This is a genomic window from Cellvibrio fontiphilus (assembly GCF_042646205.1).
GTDB classification, from domain to species: domain Bacteria; phylum Pseudomonadota; class Gammaproteobacteria; order Pseudomonadales; family Cellvibrionaceae; genus Cellvibrio; species Cellvibrio fontiphilus_A.
This window is the reverse complement of the sequence record NZ_JBHRTF010000001.1, coordinates 84,511-108,830: the sequence shown is the minus strand read 5'-3', so window position 1 is coordinate 108,830 and position 24,320 is coordinate 84,511. Positions and strand designations below refer to the sequence as shown.

17 protein-coding genes and 1 riboswitch are annotated in these 24,320 nt (G+C 50.3%); of the genes, 9 read left to right on the top strand and 8 right to left on the bottom strand.

What is annotated here, in order from left to right; all coding sequences use genetic code 11:
• Positions 1–58: 58 nt before the first annotated feature.
• From ACFODX_RS00470 to ACFODX_RS00460, 3 genes are all read left to right on the top strand, one after another.
• Positions 59–808, top strand: coding sequence for a hypothetical protein (locus ACFODX_RS00470; RefSeq protein WP_378114943.1), 750 nt, complete (start codon positions 59–61; stop codon positions 806–808).
• A 57-nt stretch (positions 809–865) separates the two neighbouring features.
• Complete coding sequence (locus ACFODX_RS00465) at positions 866–1,504, top strand: hypothetical protein (RefSeq protein WP_378114941.1); 639 nt, start codon at positions 866–868, stop codon at positions 1,502–1,504.
• Between the two features lie 173 nt (positions 1,505–1,677).
• Complete coding sequence (locus ACFODX_RS00460; protein WP_378114939.1) at positions 1,678–2,367, top strand: hypothetical protein; 690 nt, start codon at positions 1,678–1,680, stop codon at positions 2,365–2,367.
• 162 nt (positions 2,368–2,529) lie between these two features.
• Here the strand turns inward: ACFODX_RS00460 and ACFODX_RS00455 are convergent, their stop codons facing one another.
• Both ACFODX_RS00455 and ACFODX_RS00450 read right to left on the bottom strand, forming a co-directional pair.
• Entirely contained in the window at positions 2,530–3,222 is a 693-nt protein-coding gene (locus ACFODX_RS00455) for a hypothetical protein (protein ID WP_378114937.1), read from the bottom strand.
• On the bottom strand, positions 3,222–4,814 hold the full coding sequence (locus ACFODX_RS00450) for an alkaline phosphatase (protein WP_378114935.1): 1,593 nt from the start codon (positions 4,812–4,814) through the stop codon (positions 3,222–3,224). Before ACFODX_RS00450 ends, ACFODX_RS00455 begins: the two co-directional genes overlap by 1 nt.
• Positions 4,815–4,989: 175 nt before the next feature.
• Here ACFODX_RS00450 and ACFODX_RS00445 point away from each other — a divergent pair, with 175 nt between their 5' ends.
• Positions 4,990–6,342, top strand: a complete 1,353-nt coding sequence (locus ACFODX_RS00445) for a lytic murein transglycosylase (protein ID WP_378114933.1) — start codon at positions 4,990–4,992, stop codon at positions 6,340–6,342.
• Positions 6,343–6,386: 44 nt separating this feature from the next.
• Entirely contained in the window at positions 6,387–7,244 is an 858-nt protein-coding gene (locus ACFODX_RS00440) for an amidohydrolase family protein (RefSeq protein WP_378114931.1), read from the top strand.
• Between the two features lie 32 nt (positions 7,245–7,276).
• Here ACFODX_RS00440 and ACFODX_RS00435 read toward each other — a convergent pair whose 3' ends face one another.
• The 4 genes from ACFODX_RS00435 to ACFODX_RS00420 all read right to left on the bottom strand — a co-directional run bounded on the left by ACFODX_RS00435 (position 7,277) and on the right by ACFODX_RS00420 (position 16,198).
• Positions 7,277–8,983 carry a DUF5597 domain-containing protein gene (locus ACFODX_RS00435; RefSeq protein ID WP_378114929.1) on the bottom strand — a complete coding sequence of 569 codons (1,707 nt, stop codon included), beginning with the start codon at positions 8,981–8,983 and terminating at the stop codon, positions 7,277–7,279.
• A gap of 112 nt (positions 8,984–9,095) precedes the next feature.
• Positions 9,096–12,020 carry a TonB-dependent receptor gene (locus ACFODX_RS00430; RefSeq protein ID WP_378114927.1) on the bottom strand — a complete coding sequence of 975 codons (2,925 nt, stop codon included), beginning with the start codon at positions 12,018–12,020 and terminating at the stop codon, positions 9,096–9,098.
• Between the two features lie 38 nt (positions 12,021–12,058).
• Positions 12,059–14,527: a glycoside hydrolase family 95 protein gene (locus ACFODX_RS00425; RefSeq protein ID WP_378114925.1), complete on the bottom strand. Its 2,469-nt coding sequence runs from the start codon at positions 14,525–14,527 to the stop codon at positions 12,059–12,061.
• A 183-nt stretch (positions 14,528–14,710) separates the two neighbouring features.
• Positions 14,711–16,198 carry a tryptophan halogenase family protein gene (locus ACFODX_RS00420; protein WP_378114923.1) on the bottom strand — a complete coding sequence of 496 codons (1,488 nt, stop codon included), beginning with the start codon at positions 16,196–16,198 and terminating at the stop codon, positions 14,711–14,713.
• A 255-nt stretch (positions 16,199–16,453) separates the two neighbouring features.
• Between ACFODX_RS00420 and ACFODX_RS00415 the strand changes: the two genes are divergently transcribed.
• Together ACFODX_RS00415 and ACFODX_RS00410 are read left to right on the top strand one after the other, a co-directional pair.
• Positions 16,454–17,401, top strand: a complete 948-nt coding sequence (locus ACFODX_RS00415; protein WP_378114921.1) for a hypothetical protein — start codon at positions 16,454–16,456, stop codon at positions 17,399–17,401.
• Between the two features lie 112 nt (positions 17,402–17,513).
• Positions 17,514–18,662, top strand: a complete 1,149-nt coding sequence (locus tag ACFODX_RS00410; protein WP_378114919.1) for a phospholipase A — start codon at positions 17,514–17,516, stop codon at positions 18,660–18,662.
• 95 nt (positions 18,663–18,757) lie between these two features.
• Here the strand turns inward: ACFODX_RS00410 and ACFODX_RS00405 are convergent, their stop codons facing one another.
• Positions 18,758–19,120 carry a PilZ domain-containing protein gene (locus ACFODX_RS00405; RefSeq protein ID WP_378114917.1) on the bottom strand — a complete coding sequence of 121 codons (363 nt, stop codon included), beginning with the start codon at positions 19,118–19,120 and terminating at the stop codon, positions 18,758–18,760.
• The gene (locus tag ACFODX_RS00400) at positions 19,117–21,549 is read right to left on the bottom strand and encodes a DUF1631 family protein (protein ID WP_378114915.1); all 2,433 of its coding nucleotides are present in this window, start codon (positions 21,547–21,549) and stop codon (positions 19,117–19,119) included. The genes ACFODX_RS00405 and ACFODX_RS00400 overlap by 4 nt, the downstream gene beginning before the upstream one ends.
• A 428-nt stretch (positions 21,550–21,977) precedes the next feature.
• A riboswitch (guanidine-I (ykkC/yxkD leader) is annotated at positions 21,978–22,098 on the top strand.
• A 77-nt stretch (positions 22,099–22,175) separates the two neighbouring features.
• Here ACFODX_RS00400 and ACFODX_RS00395 point away from each other — a divergent pair.
• Both ACFODX_RS00395 and ACFODX_RS00390 read left to right on the top strand, forming a co-directional pair.
• Positions 22,176–23,237 (top strand): putative urea ABC transporter substrate-binding protein, encoded by a 1,062-nt coding sequence (locus ACFODX_RS00395; RefSeq protein WP_378114913.1) that lies wholly within the window; start codon positions 22,176–22,178, stop codon positions 23,235–23,237.
• Between the two features lie 189 nt (positions 23,238–23,426).
• Positions 23,427–24,248 (top strand): ABC transporter permease, encoded by an 822-nt coding sequence (locus ACFODX_RS00390; protein ID WP_378114911.1) that lies wholly within the window; start codon positions 23,427–23,429, stop codon positions 24,246–24,248.
• Positions 24,249–24,320: the final 72 nt, after the last annotated feature.

Here is a 24,320-nt window from a genome sequence, read left to right as displayed (position 1 = left end):
GCTGCGGGAAAATATATGGCTTGAGCCGTCTAATAAACTGTTATGTTGAAGGAAAGGTATGGCCAAATATAAAGGTTGGGATACATCAAGATCACTATTGATTGCTTATGAAAGCATGGCTATGGCCTATAAAAAGCAACATAGCATAGAAGAAATTAATGCGGATTTTGCAAAAAGAACTCCAAGTAAGTACGTCAACTATAATCATGCTTTTGCACTTCTGATTCTCAATGCTTCAATAATAGAAGGAATATTGAGAGGAATAATTTCTGACCGAGTAACATCTGATATTGATCAAGCTGTTATAAAAGGTCGTTCGCTAGGGCAAACCTCACCATCAAAACCAGAACAACTACTTTCTAAGTTTTTATCTGACATAGAAATGCAGGGTGGCTGGGACAAACTGAAAGAACAATACTCATTCTACTATGATGTTTCTCTTGAAAAATTAGTATCCGAAGAAATAAAGGAGGGAATTAGCTCGCTTTTTGTTTTGAGAAATGTTCTTGCGCACGGAACAACTCTTATTCAGCCGAGCGTTAAGATGGATGAATCTCTTCAAGATACATACCCTTATAATTGGCAGAGAAAGTTACAACGAGTAGCAGTGTACCTTGAGAAGCAATTTTCAAAAGGTGAGCTATTTGAAAATTTAGCAGAATTTGAAATGCCATCGCACTTTTTTGAGGTTACAAAGCAATACATAGAGGCTGTGGAAAAGCGATTTAGTCCATTGCCACAGAGAATTGAAGAAACCATCAAAATGGTTAAAGAATATAGTTTTGGCTATATTAACTATACAAGGTAAAACATAATAAAGTGCTCCAACATCGCGCACTGCGTGCGCTGGACAGTAGGAATGAACATGGAGGCAAAAGTAAAGGCATCGTGGCAAAGAGCGCTTCACCCCAAAACACTTAAGAAAAATATTATTACGGCCTCAATATTTTCTATGGCATTTGAAATGCTAAAAGATAGCATTGTAGAAAAAATACATAGCTTCTACACAAATGGCCTTGATGAAAATGGATTTATAATCAGCGAAGAATACAAGCACAAGGTTCTTTCATTAAATAAAAGCCCTCTATATGCTTCTTTAAAATGGTTGCAAAATATAGGCGCCATAAATGAAAAAGACTTGGAACGTTTTGAGTACATTAAGAAATGTAGGAATACCTTGGCTCATGAAATGCTTAAATTCACCGCAGAAGAGCTAGATTTTGAGGTTTCTGAAGTGTTTTCAGAAATGGTTAATCTGCTAAGAAAAATAGAGCTCTGGTGGTTTGAAAATCTGGAAATGGCCATAGTGCCTTGCTGCTCGATCAGTAGACAGAAGAAAGTTCCTCGCATTAGAAAATTATTGATAAGGAAAACCACCACTGCCACGATGAGCCTACTTCCATTTTTTTCCGATCCTAATTTACAGTGCCCCTCAATGCCCATGCTGCTCCACCAATTCATGCTGGATTTTCATGACAAACGGGTCGCGCTCCATATCACCTAGACCGGTGTATTCGATGGTGCGAGACCGTGCGATATCTGAAAAGATAAAGAAAGCTTAGGCAACATGGATGTGCAATTTACAAATAGTAACCATGGGTTTTTGCTGCGCAAAAGCACGCTACTAGTTTATGGATTTAAAAAGCTACCCGTGCTTAACATGAAAAAAGGATAATCATGAATAAAATTTCTCTCCTTGTATTACTGATCTTAATTTCCATTAAGGCTAGCGCTATTGATTTAAGTACACCTGAAAATAAAGTGTCCTGTCCGGAATTAGGAAATAGTTTTGAATGTGCATTAAAAATTGAAAAAAGTATTATCGCACTCAATAAGGGAATAATTTCCAGAAAAAATGAATCCCTAGAAATTGTTTCTGCTGCGGGCGACATACATCATATAAAAGAGAATAAGAATAAAGATGACAGTGAGGCTACTGTACATGTTCTGGCAGTCGGAGTATCAGATGACAAAAGATTTGTATCGCTATATGTTCAATATTTTGAAGGTAATTCATGGAGTATTTTTGATAGGAAAACAGCCGTTTTAACTCCCGTTTGTGGTTTTCCTATGTTCTCTCCAGAAAACAATTATGTGGCGTTTTCAGAAATGAACCCTTACACAGAAATGACCCCAACCTGCCTTCAAGTTTATCAAGTCAAAAAAAATGAAATAAGAAAGGTTTTTGAAGCAAGCACTGAAAATATTTGGTGGCCCGAAAAAACAAAATGGGTAACGAAGGAAAAACTCATATTCAAAAGAGCCGAATGGAACCCTTCACGCTCCACAAAAGGTCAGCCAGATTTTATTTTCAAAGACTATAGCCTTCAGTTAGATAATGGGGCGTGGAAAATGGTCAAAAATTAGCCTGCACAATCCATAGCAACCCGTAATGTCCAGGTAAAAATCAAAAAAATATATCGTTGAGTTGGGCAAAAAATAATTTTTGCTGATTAAAAACTCCGATCAGCTAATTCGCTGCCCGGGGTTTTATTTTTTACCACGCCCAATTTACAGCTACCCCCCCCCTCAATGCCCATGCTCCAACAACTCATGCTGGATTTTCATAACAAACGGGTCGCGTTCCATATCGCCTAGATCGGTGTATTCGATGGTGCGGTACTGGGTGATATCTGAAAAGGTGAAAGGGGCTTGTTGATTCACGTAAAGCGCGCGGATTGCGGTGATGGTTTTTTGCTTGCCTTGGGTAGCGGTTATGCGGGCGGCGAGGGAGAGTTGGGGGAGCCATAGGACTTCATAGTTAATGCCAGATTGTTCTCCGCTGTAGAGGATCGCTAAAAACCCATGAAAATTTTCGGCGGCGTTGCTGTGGGTGAGTGCCGGTAATATTGCAGGGTTAATGGCGAAGTACTGCCACTGCTGGTGCATGCCGAGCAAATTCATGTCCACCGGGGAATATTCAATCACTTGGCGGTCGGTGTGAAATATTTTGTGGTAAAACCACAAATTGTTCGTAGTTTTTTTCCATAACTCGCTGGTGTTGTTAGCGAGGTAATTCCACTCCACCGCATCGCCGCTGCGCACCAGCTGTGCAATGTTATGAGTGGAATTATCGCCCGCAATGGTGGTGACAAATTCTGCCGCGAGTGGCGGCAGGTTGTTGGTATTAGTGACCGACACCGGCTCGCTTAATTCATCGCAATGAAATGCGCAGCTCAGGTTTACGCCGGCAATAAATAACACTACCCAAAACGATTTCATTATTTAGCCTGTTTATTCAGGCCAAGCGCATCGGCCATGACGTGATAAATAAGGTGCTGCTCTTGCACACCGCGAAATAAATGCGCGTTTGGCCCCAGCGCATAAATACCTACGTCCTCACCGCCGTGGGTTTCTGACGCGAGTGGTACAGCTGCTTCTTGCATATAGCTGGGACTGGTGGTGTCCACCTGGGTTAAATCGGGGCGCGCGGCGGTGCCGCTGTAGGTGGCGGCGGTTGCAGTTTCATTGTCGCCATTAAATTCGCGGCGAATTTTTCCACCGGTAAAACCGGGGCCGTTCGCGTAGCCGAGTGTGGTGTAGGGTAAGCCAAGAGAATCGGTTGCAAATTCTCCATCCACTTTGGTTTTGCCCAATATGGGATTGCCGCGCTCGGGGTAGCCGGCGATGGTAAAGGTGTGACTGTGATCGGCGGTGACGATAATTAATGTCTCGCGCGGATCAGTGGCAGCCTGCGCCGCTTTTACGGCATTTGAAAGTGCAATCGCATCGGTGAGTGCGCGGTAGGCATTGCCGGCATGGTGGGCATGATCAATGCGCCCTGCTTCCACCATTAAATAAAAACCTTTTCTATTTTTTTGTAGCAACTGAATGGCGGTTTGCGTCATTTCGGCGAGCGATGGTTCACCCGCTATATCATCGGCGCGATCGGCTTCGTAACGCATATGCGATGGCCCAAACAAGGCGAGCAAATGTTTGGTTTTTTTAATATCCAACGCATCCAATTGTTTTTTATTCCACACATATGCCGCCTGCGGATGTTTTGCCAACCATTCCTTGTGCAGGTTGCGACCATCGCGCCGAATACCGGTGCGACCGGTGTATTCAGGGTCGGCTTCAGTGCTGGCATAAAATTGTTTACGCCCGCCGCCCATCACCACTTCAATGCCATCGCCGTAGGGAAATTCAATTAATTGCCGCGCTATATCTTTTACTGTTGCGCCAGCGGGCAAATTGGCATCGGCCTCCCATTCTCGATCAGGCACATGGGCGTAATTGGTAGCGGGCGTGGCATGGGTGACACGCGCGGTGGTGACTATGCCGGTGGCCAAGCCCTGCTCTTCGGCTTGCTGCAAAATACTTTTTACACTGGCGGCCGCTACTTGCTCGGCGCGATGTTCATTGCGCGCGAGGGTTTGATTAACCGAAATCGCGCCATCATTCGCTTTTATTCCCGTCACCAATGCAGTGGCAGTGGGGGCAGAATCCGAGGTTTGTTGGTTGGCACTGGCCGTCACGCTCAACGCAAAGTAGGGAAATTTTTCAAACGCGAGGCGATTGCTTTCACCATCGCGCGCTTGCTGTTGCCCTTCCAAAATACGCGCGGCAGTCACGGTGGATATGCCCATGCCATCGCCCACAAACAGAATGACATTTTTAGCCTTGCCGGTCTGCGGCACCGGCTGTTTAGCGGCGGCAAGTGCCGCCTGCCCGGATTCATACCAGAATTGCGGGGTATTAAATTCAGTGGCGGGTTTGGCAACACCCGGTTGCGCCGCCAGTGGCAAGCTGGCGATAACGGCCAAACGCAGTAAATGCTGCAAACGCAGAGAGAAACAGTAATGAGGACTCATTCGATATTCCAAAGAAACTAAAACGCAGGGGCGCGGTGGATAAATCCCTCTACCCCAAAAGAGGAAATAGATGACAAGCATGCAACCCATAGAATAGATGAGTCAATGCCCTTTGCCAGAGGATGGGCATACAATAGCCCCATAGCACGCCAGAAACCTGAGGAAAACGCACCCCATGCCAGACACCCTGACGCTACACACCAGACTCCCATTGGTATCGACTAATCGCCTGCGCCAGCTGCTCACCATTACCTGTTGTACCAGCCTGCTCTCCTGCGCCAATACGCCGCCGACACCCGCGACACCAAACCAGCCAGCCGCCGCTACATCAATAAGCGCGACCAACACCGCCACCGCAGCCACAACCGCACCCACACACACCAGCGCGATGATCAGCGAAGCCGATTTTGCGCAGTGCCTTACCAAATTCGCGCAAATCGCAAAAAACCAGGGCATTTCAGCGCCGGTGATTAATAACAGTTTGGCGAATGCCAGATTGAATAAACGTGTGTTGGAGCTGGACAAACAGCAACCGGAATTTACCACCAGTTTTGCCGACTATTTTAATCGCCGCGTAACCGAACAGCGGGTAAAACAAGGGCGTGAGCTTTGGGCAAAACATCGCGTCCTGTTTGATAAAGTGGAACAGGAATACGGCGTACCAGCGCCTTATTTATTGTCCTTTTGGGGATTGGAAACGAATTTCGGCAGCTATTTTGGCAATATTAAAGTGGTCGATTCACTCGCCACACTTGCTTGCGATGCACGACGCAGCGAATTTTTTACCATCGAATTAATGAACGCGCTGCGCATTCTGGATGAAGGTGCTATTGCGCCCGCGCAAATGGTTGGCTCATGGGCGGGCGCCATGGGGCACGTGCAATTTATGCCTTCCGCCTTTCTCAAAAACGCCGTTGATTACGATGGCGACAACAAACGCGATTTATGGAAAAGCACAGCAGACGCCATGGGTTCTGCCGCTAACTTTTTACGCAACCTTGGCTGGCAACCCAATTCGCGCTGGGGCCGCGAAGTGAAACTGCCCGCGAACTTTCCGTTTTTGGAAGCGGGTTTAAAAAATACCAAATCATTAAACGAGTGGCGCCAATTAGGAATAACCCGCGCCGACAATTCACCACTGCCCGCGGAAAATATTCAGGCGTCACTGCTGGTGCCTGCCGGCCATCAGGGGCCAGCATTTTTGGTGTATGAAAACTTTAACGTGATCATGCGCTGGAACCGCTCGGAGTTTTATGCGATTGCCGTTGGCCAACTGGCCGATCAAATTGCCGGCGGCGGAAAATTAATGCAATCGCCACCGGAAAATGTGCCGCGTTTGCATCGCAACCAGGTGATTGAATTGCAAAGCCTGCTCAATACCAAAGGGTTTGATACCGGCACGCCCGATGGCATATTTGGCCCGGCCACACGCCGCGCCCTGAGCGAATTCCAACAACAGCAAGGTATGATTGCCGATGGTTTCCCCAGCCGCGAATTGCTGAAATTACTAGGCATAAAGGCGCGCTGAGTTTGCCGCGCCCAAGGCCAGAATAACAATCACAGGAGCCTGCATTGACCAACTATTTGCGTATCGATAGCCATCAACATTGTTGGCAATTGGCCAGAGGCGACTACCACTGGCTTAATAACGGCCCGGCAAAACTCCAGCGGGATTTTTTACCCGCTGATTTGCAACCACAACTGCAACAAAATGGCATTGACTATTCGGTTATAGTGCAGGCCACTGAAACCCTTGCAGAAACGGAGTTTATGTTGCGGCTCGCGCAGCAACATCCATTTATTGCAGGCGTGGTTGGCTGGGTGGATATGAATTTGCCCAATGCTACCGAGTTGCTCAGTGCGCTACACCAACAGCCAAAATTTCTGGGAATTCGCCCGATGATTCAGGGCATAGCTGACCCCAACTGGATGCTAAAACCTGAACTGGATTCGGTGTTCACCTGGCTGATCGATAATGATTTAACTTTTGATGCACTGGTAAAACCTGTGCACCTGAATGCGCTGTATCAATTATTGCAGCGCTACCCCGAACTCAAACTGGTGATTGATCACGGCGCAAAACCGGATATTGCCGCCAATGTTTTTAAGCCCTGGGCGGAACAACTGCAAAAAATCAGCGAGGAAACAGCGGCCTACTGCAAATTTTCCGGCTTGGTAACTGAAGCGGGAACTGATACCTCTTTTAATTGCTTGCTTCCCTACATGAACCAGTTAATAAAATGTTTTGGCGCAGAGCGCTTGATGTGGGGTAGCGATTGGCCGGTATGTACCCTTGCCACTACTTATGGGCAATGGGTGGAGACAACGGAAACTTTTTTAGCGCGTTATACACCGCAAGCAGCGCAAGCGATTTGGGGTGGAAATGCCATTCGTTTTTATAATCTGGACTTGCCGCGCCAAGATGATTGACGCAGCAAGCCCAGCCTATTTCACAATAAAACTTAATGCGTGGTGTAAGCCGCCATTTTCACTTTTAACAGCACTGGGCGATCACTGAAATTTAACCCCCAATCGGTTTGATCGCCATTCCAAACACGCGACAGAATCCATTTGCCATTCTCATAGCGGCCCTCTTCTACACGATCAATCATGTACTTTTTATTGATAAGTTCAGCGGAAGGTTTAAATTCCACACGCGCTTTATGTGCAGTAACCAAATATTCGTTATCACTTAATTGCACCACCAAGGCACCGCCAGCCGCCGGGGTATTGCCTTCGGGGGGCGCTATCCAAAACATGGGCCGACCGTAAGTGACTTCTATATCCCACAGGCCCGCATCCACCAATTGCGTAAGCGCGGCGGCTTTGTCTTTTGCGTGCTGTTCTTTTTCGGCGGGTGTTGCTTCAGCGTTCCAGATTTTTTGCGTATCGCCCGTGGTATCCAGCGGCTCGGCGAAACCCCAACTGTTATTTTCAAATAACAATTTTGCCCAAGCGCGCATATTGGGCTCTATTGCGCGATAGTGCTGCGCAAAATGTTCGATGGTTTCATCGTTATATTCTTTGGCACCGAGCGGATAGTTGGTGTAACCGGTGTCGTCCATACCAAAGGGAGAAAAACCAATACCACCCAAACCGAGGGTGGAATAAAAATAGCGCGCATAGGGTTGGTCGTTACCTATCTCGGCTACAAATAACGCATTATCCGGGCGCGCATATAATTCCAATACTTTAGTTACGGTTTTGTGATCACGGAAATAAATATCCGGGCCGATTAAATTTATCGCGGGTGCGGCGGCTTTCCAAATGTGCAACACATTATCGGTGGCACCACCGCTGGAATACTGGCCGGGCAAGCCGGGGTTAAACGGGTTGCGCAGGGCTACGTTTACATACATAGGTAAATTTTTAATCGCTTTACCCGCTTGTGCAATTTCATTGCAGTATTTGGCGATGTAATACGCATGAAAAAATTCGTCCGCATCGCTACCAAATACTTGTGCCCAATTGCCAGGTTTTAGATTGAGTGTATTCAGCAAGTCGGCAGGTACAGGAGCGTTAAATTGTTGCTGGGCCAAGGCGGAATAATCGCGCACCGCACCATAGGTGCCCACTTCGTTTTGCACCTGTACCATAATCACTGTGTGATCTTTATCGGTTTTTTTCAGGTATTTCATTAATTCCACAAAGGCTTTTTTATCTGCTGCCAGGGTATTTTGGCCCAGCGGCGAGAGTGAATTCAGCGTGTCGCCATCCTGTTTTACCACGCGCGGAAAACGTTGGTTATCCAATTTCACCCATGCAGGCGCATAGTGGGGTGCGTTGTTTTTCCAGGTGGCAAACCATAACAAAACAACTTTTACCTTGCGCTCACGCGCTTGTTTAATTAGCACATCGACAAAAGAAAAATCGAACTCGCCTTCAACCGGTTCAATTTGCTCCCATGCAACAGGAATACTCAAGGTATTCGCGTGCATTTTCTCCACCGATGGCCAAACGTCTTTTAACGCATCAGGGTAGTTACTGGAGTTATTGGTTTGTGCTCCCAAGATTAAATAGGGAGCGCCATCTACCATGAGCGCATGACGGCCATTGTTGCTAACCAGATCAGGCAATGGCGCCGCCCATAAAGGCATAGCCGCAAAACATAAAATACTTGCACCCAACCAGCGCAACAGCGATGAACAACAGTGAGGGGAAGTTTGCATAATTCCTCTTGCGATAGTGCGAATGTAAAAAAGGAGAATAGCGAATTATAAAAACAAAAAAACCTTGCCCCGAACGGGGCAAGGCGGGGCAAGGTTTTTTTAACTGCGCTAATTAAAATCTGGCGCGGATACCAAGAGCAAAACGTGCATCCTGTGCATAAGAATAAGCAACATGATCGCCCGCTGCGTTTTGGTCGATAATACCCACGGTTTTCTCTTTCAGCAGATTAGACGCTTCCGCAGTCACAGTGTAGTTATCGAGGAAGGTGTAGCTGACAGACGCATCCAATTGACCGTAATCGTCGTTGTAAACAGGAATACGTGCCTTACCACCTAAACCATCGTTGAAGTCTGGATCGAATCCATTACCACCCCAGCTGATCAGGTATTTACTTCTCCATGAGTAAGCCAAACGCGCAGAGAAGCCATCTTTTTCATACATACCAATAATATTGAATGCATTTTTAGAGAGCTGATCGATTGGCAATTGACCATAGGAAGAGCGGTCGGTATCCAATGGCGCAGCGCCTGCTTGGGTGTCACCCGTGGTTGGCTGGGTATTTAACGGAATATCCGCATTGCTATCGATGTAAGTGTAGTTTGCTTGAATGCCCAGGCCATCAAAGGGTGCAGGCAGTGCATCAAAGAATTTATTGACACCGATTTCCAAGCCGTTGATATCACCGCTACCTACATTGTCCAACCAAGTGGCTTGACCAGTGAATTCACCGATGGCAAAACCGTCAGTATTCTTTTTAAAGAAACCTTCAACTTGTTTGTTAAACAATGCCGCGTAAGCCATACCACCGTTTGAATCAAAGTACCACTCAACCGACAAGTCGAACTGGGTTGCTTCCATCGGTTGCAGGTAGGGGTTGGTATCCTGACTCAAATTAAAGCCTTCGATAACACCGGTTTCGTCATTGATATCAGCACTGATAGTTACAAATGCTTGCATATCGGAAAACGATGGATTCCAAATCGCTTCGGAAGCGGCAAAACGGACAAACAGATCTTCCGTTGCTTGCATGCGCAGGTTGAAACTTGGTAATACATGAGTTTGGTTAGTTTTAGCATTCAGCGGTTCATTAAACGCATCGAATACAACATTACCGGCTTGATCCTGTGCTTCATTACCTACCAAAAACCCTGATGCAGTATTATCGGTTTGCACAACACGCACACCAATATTACCGTCGATTGGCATAGCCAAATCATCAAAACCGTAATTCGCCATCATGTACATAGCGACAGTTTTTTCTTCCTGCAGGTTTCTATAAATTGGATTCTCTAAACGATCCCATTCAGAGTATACAAAGCCATCACACCACCATGCGCCACCGGTTTCACAATCGGCGTTAACTGCATCTGTGGTTGCACGGAAATTTCTGGCGGCATTGGATGAATACAAATATCCCGCCGCAGGAACAGAAACGTCACCACGTTGGAAATCATCAAATGAATAGAGAGTTAAATAATTTTCAGCTTGTTCCGGTGTTACTTTTGGAATGGAGTTTTTGTCAAAACCAAACCAGGTTGCGTAACGGGTATTCCAGTCGTAACCAGTGTTAATGTTGTCAGCAGTTTTCTCAGAGAAACGCACACCGGCTTTTACCGATTTAATAATGTCACCATCAAAATCGTATTCTGCATCAATGCGGCCGGTTTTAGCCTCTGCTTCATTGCGCTCAAAATGTGTCATCGCCTGGCCAAGATTGTAATTGGCAAAGTTGGACATGTAGGCGTCATCAATAATGATCGAAGGAGTCTCTGTGCCAATGCCGTCCATATAGGCTTCAGCAGGAATTACTTTCAAGCCAAGGGTGTAATCATCCACATGGGCTTCTGCTTTTACATATTGTAAATCTGCAGAGAATTTCCACTTGTCATCTGGCGACCACTTGATGCCGGTAGCGTAATCAGTGGTTTTTGAAACATTCTGCGCCCAGCGTGTACTGGTACCAAAATCCAGCCCCCACTGCGCGGGATTGGTAACGGTCACTGTGCCCGACTCCATTGCACCGTTTTCGCTGAACACCCAATCATTATCACTGGTTGGCACTAACGCTTGATCGCCTGTATGACCTTCGAGGAAGAAAGCATTTTCGTCATAAACGTTATCGTGTTTGGTTTGGAATGCAGTGAAATAAAGTTCAGTGTTTTCATTAGGTGCCCATTGCAATGCAAGGTAGCCACCTTCACGGGTACTTTGGTGATCGTTGCGGCGCCAGTCCACACCTTTGGAAACCCAAACATCGTCGCCATCAATAGTTCTTGGCATATAAGCGCGGGAGTAAACCTGATCTGAACGGGTTGCCAAATCCGAGGTAGAGGCGTTCACGAGAACACCAAATTCACCTGCATCGGTTTCCCAACGGTTGCTGTATAAACCGGAGTATTCACCGTCGGTTTCTTTCATTTGATCGCCGTAGTTTGCCTTGGCAGATACGCTGACCATTTGGCCATCAGAATCGAAAGGCATACGAGTGCGCAGGTTTACTGTACCGCCCAAACCACCTTCAATCATGTCTGCTGATGGGCTTTTGTAGGTATCAACGGCGTACATTAATTCAGCCGGAACCGATTCAAAACTGATACCGCGACCACTGGCTGCGGAGAATACATCGCGGCCATTTAATTCAGAGCGAACTTGCGTTAAACCGCGAACTGCAACACCGCTACCTTCTGCAGCAGGATGCTCGGCATCGTTGTTGGTATAACGGCCAACGGTTACACCGGGAACACGTTGCAGTGCTTCAGTTACGCTGCGATCCGGCAATTTACCAATATCTTCCGCAACGATTGAATCTACAACCACGCTTGCATTTCGTTTTACATCTTGCGCTGATTGAATACTCGCGCGCTGACCCGTGACTACAACTTCTTCCAAGGCATCAGCGTCGTCTTGCGCAAATGAATAAGGCGCTACGCCCATAGCACCAACAACCAGCGAAACGCTGGAAGCCAGTTTTATATAAGCCGGTAATTGTTTTTTTAAAAATGTTTTACCGAGGTTGTGCTTGTTATTAGCTGTCATGATTTTCTCCAGTTAGTATTGTAAAACTACCCCTAAAGCTATCTCCCGCTGCTGGATAAGAGATATGTTCCCGCTCCCTCTAGCGTATAACTCCCTGAATTCCCCTGGCCGTCTAGCCTTAGGGATTTCCCGGTGCTTACATCCACCAGCGTAAATTGCGCTGCTGGGCGTGAAGTTCTGATGTGTATTTTTTGTGGCGCTTTTTTATGCTGCGCAGATTGTTGGATAAGCGCACGGGTTAATTCGCCGTTGCGCCATTCCAAATCAACAGTGAAACCACCGCGCGCGCGCAAACCTTTTACCGAACCATTGGGCCAGCGGGATGGCAGTGCGGGTAACAAATGCAATTCATCGCCGTGACTTTGCAACAACATTTCTGCAATGCCGGCGCTTGCGCCAAAATTGCCATCGATTTGGAAAGGTGGATGGTTGTCCCACAAATTACTGAGAGTGCTGCGCTGTAATTGTTCGCCCAATACTTTGTGCGCGCGGTTGCCATCTAATAAACGCGCCCACATATTTACCTTCCAGGCCTGCGACCAACCGGTGCCACCATCGCCACGCGCATTTAATGTGGTGCGCGCGGCCGCGAGTAATTCAGGTGTGTTGCGCGGGTTGATATCGCGCCCCGGGTGCAAGGCAAATAAATGGGAAATGTGGCGATGATCATTTTTGGGATCATCCAAATCTTCTTTCCACTCTTGCAATTGCCCCCAGCTGCCAACGCGCATACCGCGATCCAGTTGTGCGAGTGTTTGCTGCAATTTTTTTGCAAAGGTTTTATCGCCAGTGCGCAGCGCCGCTTCATGGGTATTGCGCAATAAATCGAACACAATTTGCTGCGACATGGCGGCGCCGCGAGTAAAGGGGCCATGCTCGGGCGAGAAGCTGGGCGTGACAATGAATAAACCATCGCGCGGGTCCTTTACTAAAAATTCCAGCCAGAATTCGCTGGCGCCTTTCATCAGGGGATAAGCACGTTTGCGCAGGAATTTTTCATCGCCCGAAAATAAATAGTGCTCGTAATAATGTTGGGCGAGCCAGGCAGCGGCCTCGGGTTGCCAAAAGGCGGTGGGCCAATCGATAACGCCGGTAAAGCCCCAGATATTGGTGTTGAGGAAGAGCGCCCAACCTTTATTTACACCGGCCACTTGTTTTGCGGCAATGCTGCCGGGTTTAACCAGGCTATCGACAAAGGCAAAAAAAGGTTGCGCCAGCTCCGGCAAATTGGTGGTTTCCGCCAACCAATAATTCATCTGCAAATTAATGTTGACGTGGTAGTCGGCATTCCAGGGTGGAGTGATGGAATTATTCCAAACACCTTGCAAGTTGGCCGGCAGTGAACCGGGGCGCGATGAGGCAATTAATAAATAACGGCCGAATTGAAAATAAGTCGCTTCCAGTGTGCGATCCAAATTGGCATCGCCTTTTTGATAGCCCGCCAATAATTGCGGCGTAGTGAGTTTGGCCAACTGGGCATTGGGTTTCTGGCCTATATCCAATGCCACGCGCTTGAACAGCGACTGATGATCAGCGCGATGTGTTTGCTGAATTTGCGCGAAGGATTTTTTAATCGCGTTATCCAGCAGTGCATTCAAACGCTGGTGCGGATGTGCGCCGCGATACGCGGGGTAGCGCTGGGCATAGTCAGTGCCTGCAGCCAACAAAACGACTACCGAGTCGGCGCCCGTGATTTGGATTTTATTGCCGGCTACCGCCTTGAGTTCGCCGCCCTGGTTGAGGAACTGGATTTGGGTTTCAAATTGCAATCCATTGCTGTGCAATTTGCCGCTGGCAATCAGTCGCCCCTGCTCAAGGTTTACATTCAGGCTGCGGTTATCCGGCACTTGCAGGCTGGCAGAAAAAGAAATGCTGGCAGGTTTATCCGCCGAGTATTTAATAGCGATAACCCCATCGGGATAACTCGCCAGATATTCGCGGCGATAATTCACGCCGGCCTGCGAATAGCTGACATCCACCTGGGCATCACTGAGCGACAGCGCGCGGCGATAATCACTGAAAGGTGCCAGATTAGCATCACTGACACCGCTGTCATTTTTATCCGACACAGTTTTACCGGACACAATAACCAGATCGCCGAATGTCTGATAATCACCGTAGGCGGTGATTTTGCGGCCAAGCTGCTTGGCGGCGGCTTCCGGTGTTATGGAACCCTGCGCATCGATTAGGCGACGAACCTGCGCGACCTTTTCGCCCTGGGCAGTGTCTGGCCAGCCAAAATCGTAACCCTGAGCGCCTGGGCCACCGGTCCACAGGGTTTTTTCATTGAATTGGATACGGTCTTCTTGCACGCCACCGGCTATCACCGCGCCCATGGCACCGTTGCCAATCGGCAAACCTTCAGGCTCCCACGCGGATGCCGGCGCAGCAAACCAAATTGGCGCCACAGTCTCCGCCTGCACCGACACAGCCGCTATGGCGAGCATCAAACCAAAAGGTGCAATGCTGGCCTGCAGGGCAGATGAATTCAGGCGGGAACTGGACAATGGGCTCACTCCGGAAGGATAAAATCTATATGGTATATATGACTATATGAGCGAATATTAAGGTAATGATTTTATCGGTGCAAGCTTTATCACCTATAACAAAATTGGCGCCTATTTCGTGATACCAAAAGAAACAATTCCGCCGATTTCACTCGGCTTGTGGTCCTTCGGCTAGCCCTTCAGCTAGTCCTGCAGCGTCTGTAAAAAGCCGGCATGGGAGGGGGCAAGGGCGCAACCCTTGAGGATTGCCGCGCGCATCTTGTCCATAACGGATTGCATTTTTTGTGGATCGGAAGAAGGTGCAAGCCCATTGGGATTCACCCCGAAACCGGCAAACATGCTGATCCAGCTCTCCTCCACAAAGGTTTCCTGCTCCAGCAATTTCACTTTGCCCTGGGCTTTAAACACAGCGATTTTTTCTGTGAGCGAGGGCGGAATATCCATCCCCCGCACCGCTTGCCACAGGGGTTCGGGGCGACCATTGAGCTTGTAGTGCAGGATGATGAAATCGCGGATGCGCTCGTATTCCAGGCGGTTGAGGCGGTTGGCTTCGGCGACCTGCTGCGCGTTTATCTCAAAACTCACCAAAAACGCGGCGAGCTTGCTAATGCCGGTTTGGATCAGGGAAATGCTGGTGGACTCCAAGGGCTCCAAAAATCCGCTGGAGAGGCCAATGGCCACACAGTTTTTGTGCCAGAAGTCGCGGCGCATGCCCGTTTTGAAACGGATCAAACGCGGCTCGGTCAGCAGCTCGCCCTTAAGGTTGGCCAGCAGCTCGGCGCGCGCCTGATCCTCGCTGATAAATTGGCTGGCATAAACGTAACCGTTGCCCACCCGGTGTTGCAGCGGGATATGCCACTGCCAACCGGCACTGCGCGCACTGGAGCGGGTAAAGGGGTCAGGCTCGGCCACACTCCGGGTTTGCACCGCGAGCGCCGAATCGCTCAGCAGCCAATGGCTCCAATCCTCGTAACCCACCCCCAAGGCCTGCTGGATTAGCAGCGCGCTCATGCCCGAGCAATCCACAAACAAATCGCCATGCAGCGACTGGCCGGATTCCAATACCAGCGACTGGATGAAACCGCTGTCCGGGTCGAGCTGGACTTGCTGGATCTTGCCTTCGATGCGCGTCACACCGCGCGCTTCCGCATAACTGCGCAGGTATTTGGCAAAAAGTGAGGCATCAAAGTGATAGGCGTAGTTGTACCAGGCCAGGCGGCTCTCGCTGTCAAAGCTGGGCTGGGCAAACTTGCCGGCGCTGGCTAATTGGGTACAAAGACAAAAATCACTCAGACTGGCGCCATAGCCCTGCCCCTTTGCCGACCACCAGGTTTGGTAAAAAGGGCGGTTTTCAATGGCAACGCCATAACCGGCAAAAGGGTGGAAAAACGCCTGTTCCGGTGCCGACCAGCCGTCAAATTCAATACCCAACTTAAAGGTGGCATGGGTCGCTGCGATAAATTCGCGCTCTTTCACGCCCAAATGCTGGATGAACTGGTGGATGCCGGGAACTGTCGCCTCGCCCACCCCCACAGTGCCAATCAATTCAGATTCCACCAGCGTGACGCTTAGACCCGTTCCCTCCAACCAGCGGGCCAGATAGGCAGCCGTCATCCAACCGGCAGTACCGCCACCGGCAATCACTATCTGTTTGACAGGTTTATTGGGCATGGAAACTCCACAGCCAGCGTAATCGCTGACAGAAACATTATTGTCATTAGGACAAGATGATTGATATTAAGCCGGTGTTTTTATGGGCACAAGCATTATCACCTGTGCAAAAAGTTTATTTTGCAACTGGCACGGCTGTTGCCACTAATTGGGAAATAGCAGTTATCCAACCCCTTCCGTGCAGATAAATGCACCGGAATGCAGCGAATTATCTTGAAAAGAGCGATAGCAATCATGGGAACAGGCACTATCATCATGCACAACCCCTCTTTTTCTGCACCAACGGGTAGCAAGGGTTCAGCCCAATTTGTCCGGTTTTGCGAGGAGTACCAGCAGCGGCTGGATGCCCTCACCTTGCTAAAACAACTTATCCATATGATTAAAGCGGTGCAGCGCCACCGGGGCATGTCCATGGGGGCACTGGGTGGTAACAGCCTGTTCCGCAGTGAGCTGACCCAGCTGCAGGCGCAACTGGAGCGCCGCCTGGAATTGGTACAGGCGTTTGCGGCGCGCAGTTTGAACCTGCTCAGCCCACGGGACAGGGACAACCTGAGCAATGCCTGGCTAACCATCAGCCGCGATTGGCAGCAGGATGCCGTGGTGGATAACTATGAACTGCACTGCCACCTGATCGAGCAATTGCTGAGCATGGTCGCCGCGCTGGGCAAACAGCTGGAGCTGCCAACCTCCCAGGCATTGCTGCAGAGCGAGCGCAACACCGATCAGCCCAGCGAGGCCAGCAGCTATCCCAACCGTTTTAAATACCTGGAAGTACTGCATTTTTCTACGCGCCTCATGCCCGCCGTCGCCGAGCAGATCGGCCGTATTCGCGCACTTTCCACCTACGCCTCGGCACTGGGTTACTGCGATAAGGATGTCACCAGCAAACTGCGTTACGCCATCCAGTGCACCCGGGTCAACAATGAAAAACTGCGCCATCAAACCAAACGTTTGGAGGGTTTGCTGGACAAAGACCTGAGCCTGCTGGCACAGCTGAAAAGTTTCGAGATCAAACTCGACTTCCTGCTCAGTATGGTGGAGAGCGATGTAGTCAACCCGCACCAGATCAATGCCGACAGCCATCGCCTGTTTGTGCTGGCGTCAGACATCATCGACATGTATTTGAAGGTGGTGGACGAAGGGGTACACCTACTGACCGATTGGCACGAACAGGACATAGAACTCTGGTTGGAGCAGGTGTAGCCCCACAAAGGCATGACGTCTGCGCCTGACTTGTCTCTATTGCGATAGCGCCTAGAATAGCGGTCAACGACTGCTCACCTCTGTACCGCCATCCGCCCGGAGACTTTGCCCAATGCGCTACTGCCCCTCCCAGCATCACCGGCACCGGTTAAGCCTTTTGCCGCTCACCCTTGCCAGTGCGCTAGCCACGGCGCAAACCGCCGACAGCAGCGCGCCGGAAATGCCGCTGGAAGCCATGAATAGTTGTTTGCAAGCCTCGGTTACCAGTGCAGCCTCGGCCATGACGGTTGCCGAACTGCGCCAGGCCTGCCAGTTACTCTACGAACAGCAGCTCCAAAGCGCGGGGGTGAACGAGCAAAATCAGGCGCAATTAACGGAGCAAACCATTGCCGGCAGTGACGCGACTACTAATGCGACAAGCAATTCGACAAGCAATGAGGACGACCGACTGCTAAAGCGACGCATGACGCTGGAGGCTCTCAACCGCTCCAACCGGTTTATGCTGACACCGCACAAAATCAATTATTTTTACCCCGCCAGTTACACCCGCACCCCCAACGAGTCGCCCTACCGGGACAACGCCAATGAATCGCTCAGCGACCTGCGCAATGTCGAGGCAGACTTTCAGCTGAGTGTGAAAATCCTGCTGCGCGAGGATATCTTTGGCGAGAACGGCCACCTGTATTTGGGCTACACCAATCACTCGCTCTGGCAGCTTTACAGCGATTCAGACTCGGCGCCCTTTCGCGAAACCAACCATCAACCGGAATTGATCCTGAGTTTTACCAATGACTGGGAAATTCTGGGGTTCCGCAACGTACTCAACGACCTGATCCTCAACCATCAATCCAACGGTCAGGGCGGCCTGCTATCGCGCAGTTGGAACAGGGTGATGTTTACCAGTGTGTTCGAGCGGGGCAACTTTGCCTTTGCGCTCAACCCCTGGTATCGCCTGCCGGAATCCGCACAGGAGTACCCCGGCGACCCGGACGGCGACGATAATCCCGACATTACCGATTACCTGGGCAACTTTGAATTAAACGCTGCCTACCAGCACCATGACGATATTTACAGCCTGATGCTGCGCGACAGCCTGGACGGCACAAGCTGGGGTGCCATTGAGTTGGGCTGGAGCTTTCCGATTAGCAGCAACCTGCGCGGCCAGTTCAAATACTTCAACGGCTACGGCCACAGCCTGATCGACTACAACGTCGACCTTGAAGTCTTTGCCTTGGGCATAGTGTTTACCGATCTCTTCTAAAGCAAACCACCCATCAACAAAAACGCCGCGTGATTAGCGCGGCGTTTTTGGTTGTTAAGGGCAGGCTGGTGAGGGCAAGCTGAATAGGAAAGCAGCTAGTAGGATTCCCCCAGGCGCTCAACCAAATCCCGAATCGACTGCAGCGACTCGGTAGACGCATCGATAATGGAAAAGCCCATCCAATATTTACCCGCCAAATCTGCCTCGCGCGTCCACAGACAATCCACACCCAATTGGATTACCAATTGATCATTGATCGGCTCCGGCAAATGCAGGTCAAGGGTGTAGAGACGATCCTCTTCCAGCGACAGATCCCCCATGACCATCAAACCCTGGGTATGGATATTGACCAGGCGCCCCAGATACAGGTCGCGCAGACTGTCGTAAACGTCTACGTCGCCCTGGATGATGTGCCGCTCCATGTCGCGGTCGTGCTCTTTGCTGCAGTTGTGACTCATGAGGCGGCTCCGGTTTTCAGGTGATCCGCACGCTCGTTGAGGTTGTGGTAGATATTCTCCAGCGCCCGCTCAAAGAAGGGTTTGGTACTGCCGGCGATAATGCGCGCGCGCCCGGCGATCATGTCGCGCGCCAGCTGCAAACCACCCGCCAGTGACACTTTACGCCCCTGCTGATCCACCAACATGTAGTGCTGGGTCTTTTTGTTGTACCAGGCCACCTTCAGGCGTTTACCGCCATCAAATTCAAACCAGGTGCCAAACTCCACCATTTTGAGGCTATCCACCAGCTTGGCCTCCTCGGGGGAGACGGGATGTTGCTGGGCCACCACATGACCCGCTTTTTCCGCCGCTAACAGTTCCAACTTGGTGCGCATAGGCGCCGGTGCCGGCTCGGCTTTGCGGCTGAGCAGTGCCATGCGCTGCAATGAGGCAACCGCATCCAGCAGCTTGCGCCCCTTGGCCTGTTCATAACCTATGGTTTCAAACCCGCGCTCCAGGCTGGATAAAAGATCATCCTGCAGCTCCATGTGTTTAACCTTGTCCTGCTGGGTGGTTTTAGGCTCCAACGACCAGAGCAGATCATCGATCACTCTGAGCGCCCGCGCCCAGCTTTCCGATTTATCGCCGTAACGCAGCAATACAAACGACAGGTAATCCGACCAGGGCTGCAATAACAGCAGCAAAATCGCCGAGGGCATGTCGCGATTATCGGTGCGACTGCGCACCTCATGGTTCACTTGCAACTTGGCTTCGCGCAGTTTTTCTTCGCCCTGGGCTTTTTCCAGCGCGCGGCGCTCCATCAATTCCTGACGGCGGGCAACGTTGTTGGTGTAGCCGTTAAATTCAATCAGCAGCTCGGCAAAAATGCGCACGTCATTTTTGAATTCGTGCAGCAGGCGAAACACCGTGGTTTTGATCTTGGTAAAAATATCGTACTGGTCGCTGCCGTCATTGCTTACCCAGCGCACTCCCGCCTCGGCCAAACTGTTGAGCAGCACTCGCGCCGGGTGTTCGGGTTGCTCAAAAAAGCCTTTGTCGATAAACGCAATTTTCAAAAATGGCGTGTGCAAATAACTCAGCAGGGCTTTGACTGAATCGGGCAGATGATCGTCGGACAGCATGTACTCAAACAACATGCCCACCAAATCAATGGTCTGCATATCGCCCGCTTCCACCGCGCCGTTTTCGTTTTCGCTGGCGATCTGCCGCATCATTTGGCGACTGACTTCAGCCGCACTCTGCACCGGAATAACTGCCGGCGCCGCGGTTTCCTGATCGGCCAGCGCCTGCTGGCTGGCATGGAGAGCCTGAGCCTGCATCTGATCCAGCACATTCACCAGCTGCGGGCTGGTGTAGACCTGCAATTGCGCTGGTGGCGTTTGCGGCACGGCCGCCGTCGGGGCGGGCTGGGCGGCGGCATTTGCCTGAATCGCCGGCATCATCTGGGTGACGTGGGTTTGCAATAAGCGAATAGCGTTCAACAGGCTATTTTGATACTGGATGTCGTTGGGGTTGAGCGCGCCATTTAACAGCTTGTCGCTGGCGCGGCGCTGGTGTTGCTGCGCATCTACCGCCTGCTGCTGTGTGCTGGCTTCGGCATGGTGTTGTTCAGAAGGGTCATCCTGAATCGCGTCTTCACGCAGGCTCTCGGGTTTGTCATGGGCCACCACAAAACGCAGGTTGGGCAGCAAGTTTTGGCGAATCAGGTAATCGTTCAGCTCGTTATAAAGCTCGCCCAACATGCCAACTACATCCTGATCAAACAGCTTGTAGCCGATGATCTTGGTTTTTACGTCCACATCCAGATTGGTAAGCACCCGGCGCAAGGCTTCGCAAAACTGCACCGGGCTTGCCGGATTGGTGCGTTCATCGATCTTTTCGCCATCGTTCAGTAGCGCCAAACGCTGTTGCAACGCCCAGAGGTTTTCGGCAAAAAAGTTATCGGCGCGGTGGGTGATGGAGGTAATAGCGATGGTTTCTTCCAAATCGGAATGTTCCACGAGGGATAGGATATCGCCACTAAAACGCTCTTCCCCGGTCAAGGTATTGAGCGATTTGTTTTTGAATTTCACAAAACCATTGGCCAGATGCTGGCAAAACTCCTGTTCGGCCGCTTGCTGCACGGCGCTCAACAGGTTTTGGATTTCGTAGAGCGCGACCTGATCTTTATTGGATTTTGCCTGCTCGGCAATCTCCAAAATCTGCTTACACCACTCGCGCCAAAAATTGGGAAAAACACGGTAGGCAAAACCGCGCGTTAAGTCGCGGCAATGTTTGAGATGTTCGATGATAAGTTGTTCTGACATAGCCACACTGGAGTATTGCGAAGGTTTAGTCGCATCGCCACCTGGCAAGCCTGTACCGCCCACACCGGAGTTGTGCATACCTGAGTTGTGCATAAGAATTCCGTACTGATCCATGAGATTCATATTCCTTAGCCCCTGCTGTTAATGCCCAATAAGGGACCTCTGCAAACCTTAATCATCCATCAGCTGATCAACCCGCAACCAGCGACGCCGAAAAAAGGTTGTCCTGAGCGACAATCTTAGCAGTTTGTGCCCAATGTTTCACAGAATAGCGCGGCTTTACCCCCTCAGCGAGCAAAAAATAATCAGCTCGACTTTATCGGAATACCGCGCCACCTTGGTGCACTTACCCCCTCAAGCAGAGGTGGCTGCGCACCAAAAAAAAGCACCCATCGAGAAGCAACACCTGCCCTTATTGTTTACCCCAATGCTGCAACTAGCGCCAACACTGGTGGATAAACATAAATTCCACACTTGGCACCCATATTGCGAGAGTGCAGGCTGAAATAACTGACTCGCAATCTGGGCGGTCGGGCTATTCACACAATTAATTAATAGGGAGCTAGGGTTCCGGTCGCGGCGATTGCCAGCGATGTCTGGTCCGAGAGCTCTCGACCTCTAACGGCCTCTCACAGGCGCGGGGTTACACGGCGGGACAAAAGCCCGGGAGATGATTGGCCTAATCGCCAGAGCGCTCTCTTTCATTTTTGTTACGTCGCCGCTGTATACCCATACCTGGAGGTTTGTTCATGTTGCGCCATTCCCGTCTGCATAAGCTATTACTCGCCCTTACACTTGGCATGAGCGCCCAGCTCGCCAGTGCCGCTGAACCCTTTAAAGTCTGCTGGTCGATTTATGTGGGCTGGATGCCTTGGGGCTACGCCGCCGAGCAAAAAATTATCGACAAGTGGGCGAGCAAATACGGCATAGCGATAGAAGTCGTACAAATTAACGACTACATAGAGTCCATCAACCAATACACCGCCGGCGAGTTTGATGGCTGTGTGATGACCAATATGGATGCCCTCACCATTCCCGCTGCCGGCGGCGTGGATTCCACCGCGCTGATTGTGGGTGACTTCTCTAACGGCAACGATGGGGTGGTACTCAAGGGCGCCAATAAAACCCTCAAAGACATCAAAGGCCAGCAAGTCAATTTAGTGGAGCTGAGCGTGTCGCATTATTTGCTGGCACGCGCGCTGGAATCAGTCGGCCTGAAAGAGTCCGATGTCAAAGTCGTCAACACCTCTGACGCCGATATGGTTGCCGTGTATAGCTCCAAGGATGTCACCGCCGTGACCACCTGGAACCCACTGCTGAGTGAAATACTCGCGCAACCCAACAGCACCAAAGTATTCGACTCGTCACAAATCCCCGGTGAGATTATGGATTTGATGGTGGTGAATAGTGCGACCCTGCAAAAAAATCCCGCCCTCGGTAAAGCCTTGGTGGGCGCTTGGTACGAAATCATGGCCACCATGAGCGGCAGCGACAAGGCCGCCACCGCGGCTAAAACGGCAATGGCCGTTGCATCAGGCACCGATCTGGCCGGTTACGAGGCGCAGTTAGCCAGCACCAAAATGTTTTACACCCCGGAGGCCGCGCTGGAGTTAGTGAACAGCGATGCCCTGCTCACCACCATGCAAAAAGTCGCGGAGTTTTCCTTTGATCACGGCTTGCTGGGCGAAGGCGCACCCGACGCGGAATTTATCGGCGTAGCCGGCCCCAAGGGTGTTTATGGCAATAAACAAAATGTGAAGCTGCGTTTTGATACCACTTACATGCAAATGGCGGCGGATAAAAAACTTTAATTTTTTAACCCCCTCCCGGCCTCTCCCCTTCACCAAGGGGAGTAGCTAGACCCCCTCCCAACCTCCCCCTTGGTAAGGGGGAGGAGTTTCCAGTCCCCTTGTGAAGGGGAGAGTTAGGGTGGGGTGAGTTCCCTCCCCTTACGGAGGGTCAGGGTGGGGTTAAAGCCTTAACAACGCAGCGATAAAAACATGAAACGATTGATTAATCTCACGCCATCAAAACCACTCAAACTGCTGTTAGGCATTTTGCCCTTTGCGTTAATTCTGGTGATTTATTTAATCGCTTCCGATGCGCGACTTGCCGAAAATGCCAACGACAAACTCCTGCCCAGTTTTTCGCAAATGGGCGCAGCCATCAACAATCTGGCATTTGAACCGAGTAAACGCACCGGCGAGTATTTATTTTGGCAAGATACCTTCAGCAGCCTGCATCGTTTAGCGCTGGGTATTGTTATCGCCGCACTATTAGGTTTTAGCATCGGCCTGTTAACCGGTGCCATTCCCACCCTGCATTCACCCATTGCACCACTGTTAACCGTTATCTCGCTGGTGCCGCCCATGGCATTACTACCGGTGTTATTTATTGTGTTTGGCTTGGGCGAGTTATCCAAAGTGGCACTGATTGTCATTGGTGTCGCACCTTTTATCGCGCGCGACATTCAGCGCTGCACCCAAGAAATTCCCCTGGAGCAATTGGTCAAAGCGCAAACCCTGGGCGCATCCACCTGGCAAATTATTGTGCGGGTATTAACCCCACAACTCTTGCCACGCTTGATTAATGCCGTGCGTTTATCGCTCGGCGCCGGTTGGTTATTTTTAATTGCTGCCGAAGCCATAGCCTCCACCGACGGTTTGGGTTATCGCATTTTTTTAGTGCGCCGCTATATGTCGATGGATGTGATTCTGCCTTACGTTGCCTGGATCACCCTGCTCGCCTTTTTAGTGGATTGGTTGCTGGCCAAAATAAATCTCTGGTGTTTCCCCTGGCACAGTGCCGGCAATCAACGCTAACACAGAGTGAGTCGCACCATGACCGTGATTCCTTTTGATAAAAACCTGCATGAAAAACAAAGAGCCAACCGC

Coding starts and splice junctions, on each gene's coding strand:
- ACFODX_RS00450 (WP_378114935.1), bottom strand. CDS start 4,814: ATGAGTCCTCATTACTGTTTCTCTCTGCGTTTGCAGCATTTACTGCGT.
- ACFODX_RS00415 (WP_378114921.1), top strand. CDS start 16,454: ATGCACAACCCCTCTTTTTCTGCACCAACGGGTAGCAAGGGTTCAGCC.
- ACFODX_RS00465 (WP_378114941.1), top strand. CDS start 866: ATGGAGGCAAAAGTAAAGGCATCGTGGCAAAGAGCGCTTCACCCCAAA.
- ACFODX_RS00445 (WP_378114933.1), top strand. CDS start 4,990: ATGCCAGACACCCTGACGCTACACACCAGACTCCCATTGGTATCGACT.
- ACFODX_RS00470 (WP_378114943.1), top strand. CDS start 59: ATGGCCAAATATAAAGGTTGGGATACATCAAGATCACTATTGATTGCT.
- ACFODX_RS00410 (WP_378114919.1), top strand. CDS start 17,514: ATGCGCTACTGCCCCTCCCAGCATCACCGGCACCGGTTAAGCCTTTTG.
- ACFODX_RS00420 (WP_378114923.1), bottom strand. CDS start 16,198: ATGCCCAATAAACCTGTCAAACAGATAGTGATTGCCGGTGGCGGTACT.
- ACFODX_RS00435 (WP_378114929.1), bottom strand. CDS start 8,983: ATGCAAACTTCCCCTCACTGTTGTTCATCGCTGTTGCGCTGGTTGGGT.
- ACFODX_RS00405 (WP_378114917.1), bottom strand. CDS start 19,120: ATGAGTCACAACTGCAGCAAAGAGCACGACCGCGACATGGAGCGGCAC.
- ACFODX_RS00400 (WP_378114915.1), bottom strand. CDS start 21,549: ATGAATCTCATGGATCAGTACGGAATTCTTATGCACAACTCAGGTATG.
- ACFODX_RS00460 (WP_378114939.1), top strand. CDS start 1,678: ATGAATAAAATTTCTCTCCTTGTATTACTGATCTTAATTTCCATTAAG.
- ACFODX_RS00390 (WP_378114911.1), top strand. CDS start 23,427: ATGAAACGATTGATTAATCTCACGCCATCAAAACCACTCAAACTGCTG.
- ACFODX_RS00455 (WP_378114937.1), bottom strand. CDS start 3,222: ATGAAATCGTTTTGGGTAGTGTTATTTATTGCCGGCGTAAACCTGAGC.
- ACFODX_RS00395 (WP_378114913.1), top strand. CDS start 22,176: ATGTTGCGCCATTCCCGTCTGCATAAGCTATTACTCGCCCTTACACTT.
- ACFODX_RS00430 (WP_378114927.1), bottom strand. CDS start 12,020: ATGACAGCTAATAACAAGCACAACCTCGGTAAAACATTTTTAAAAAAA.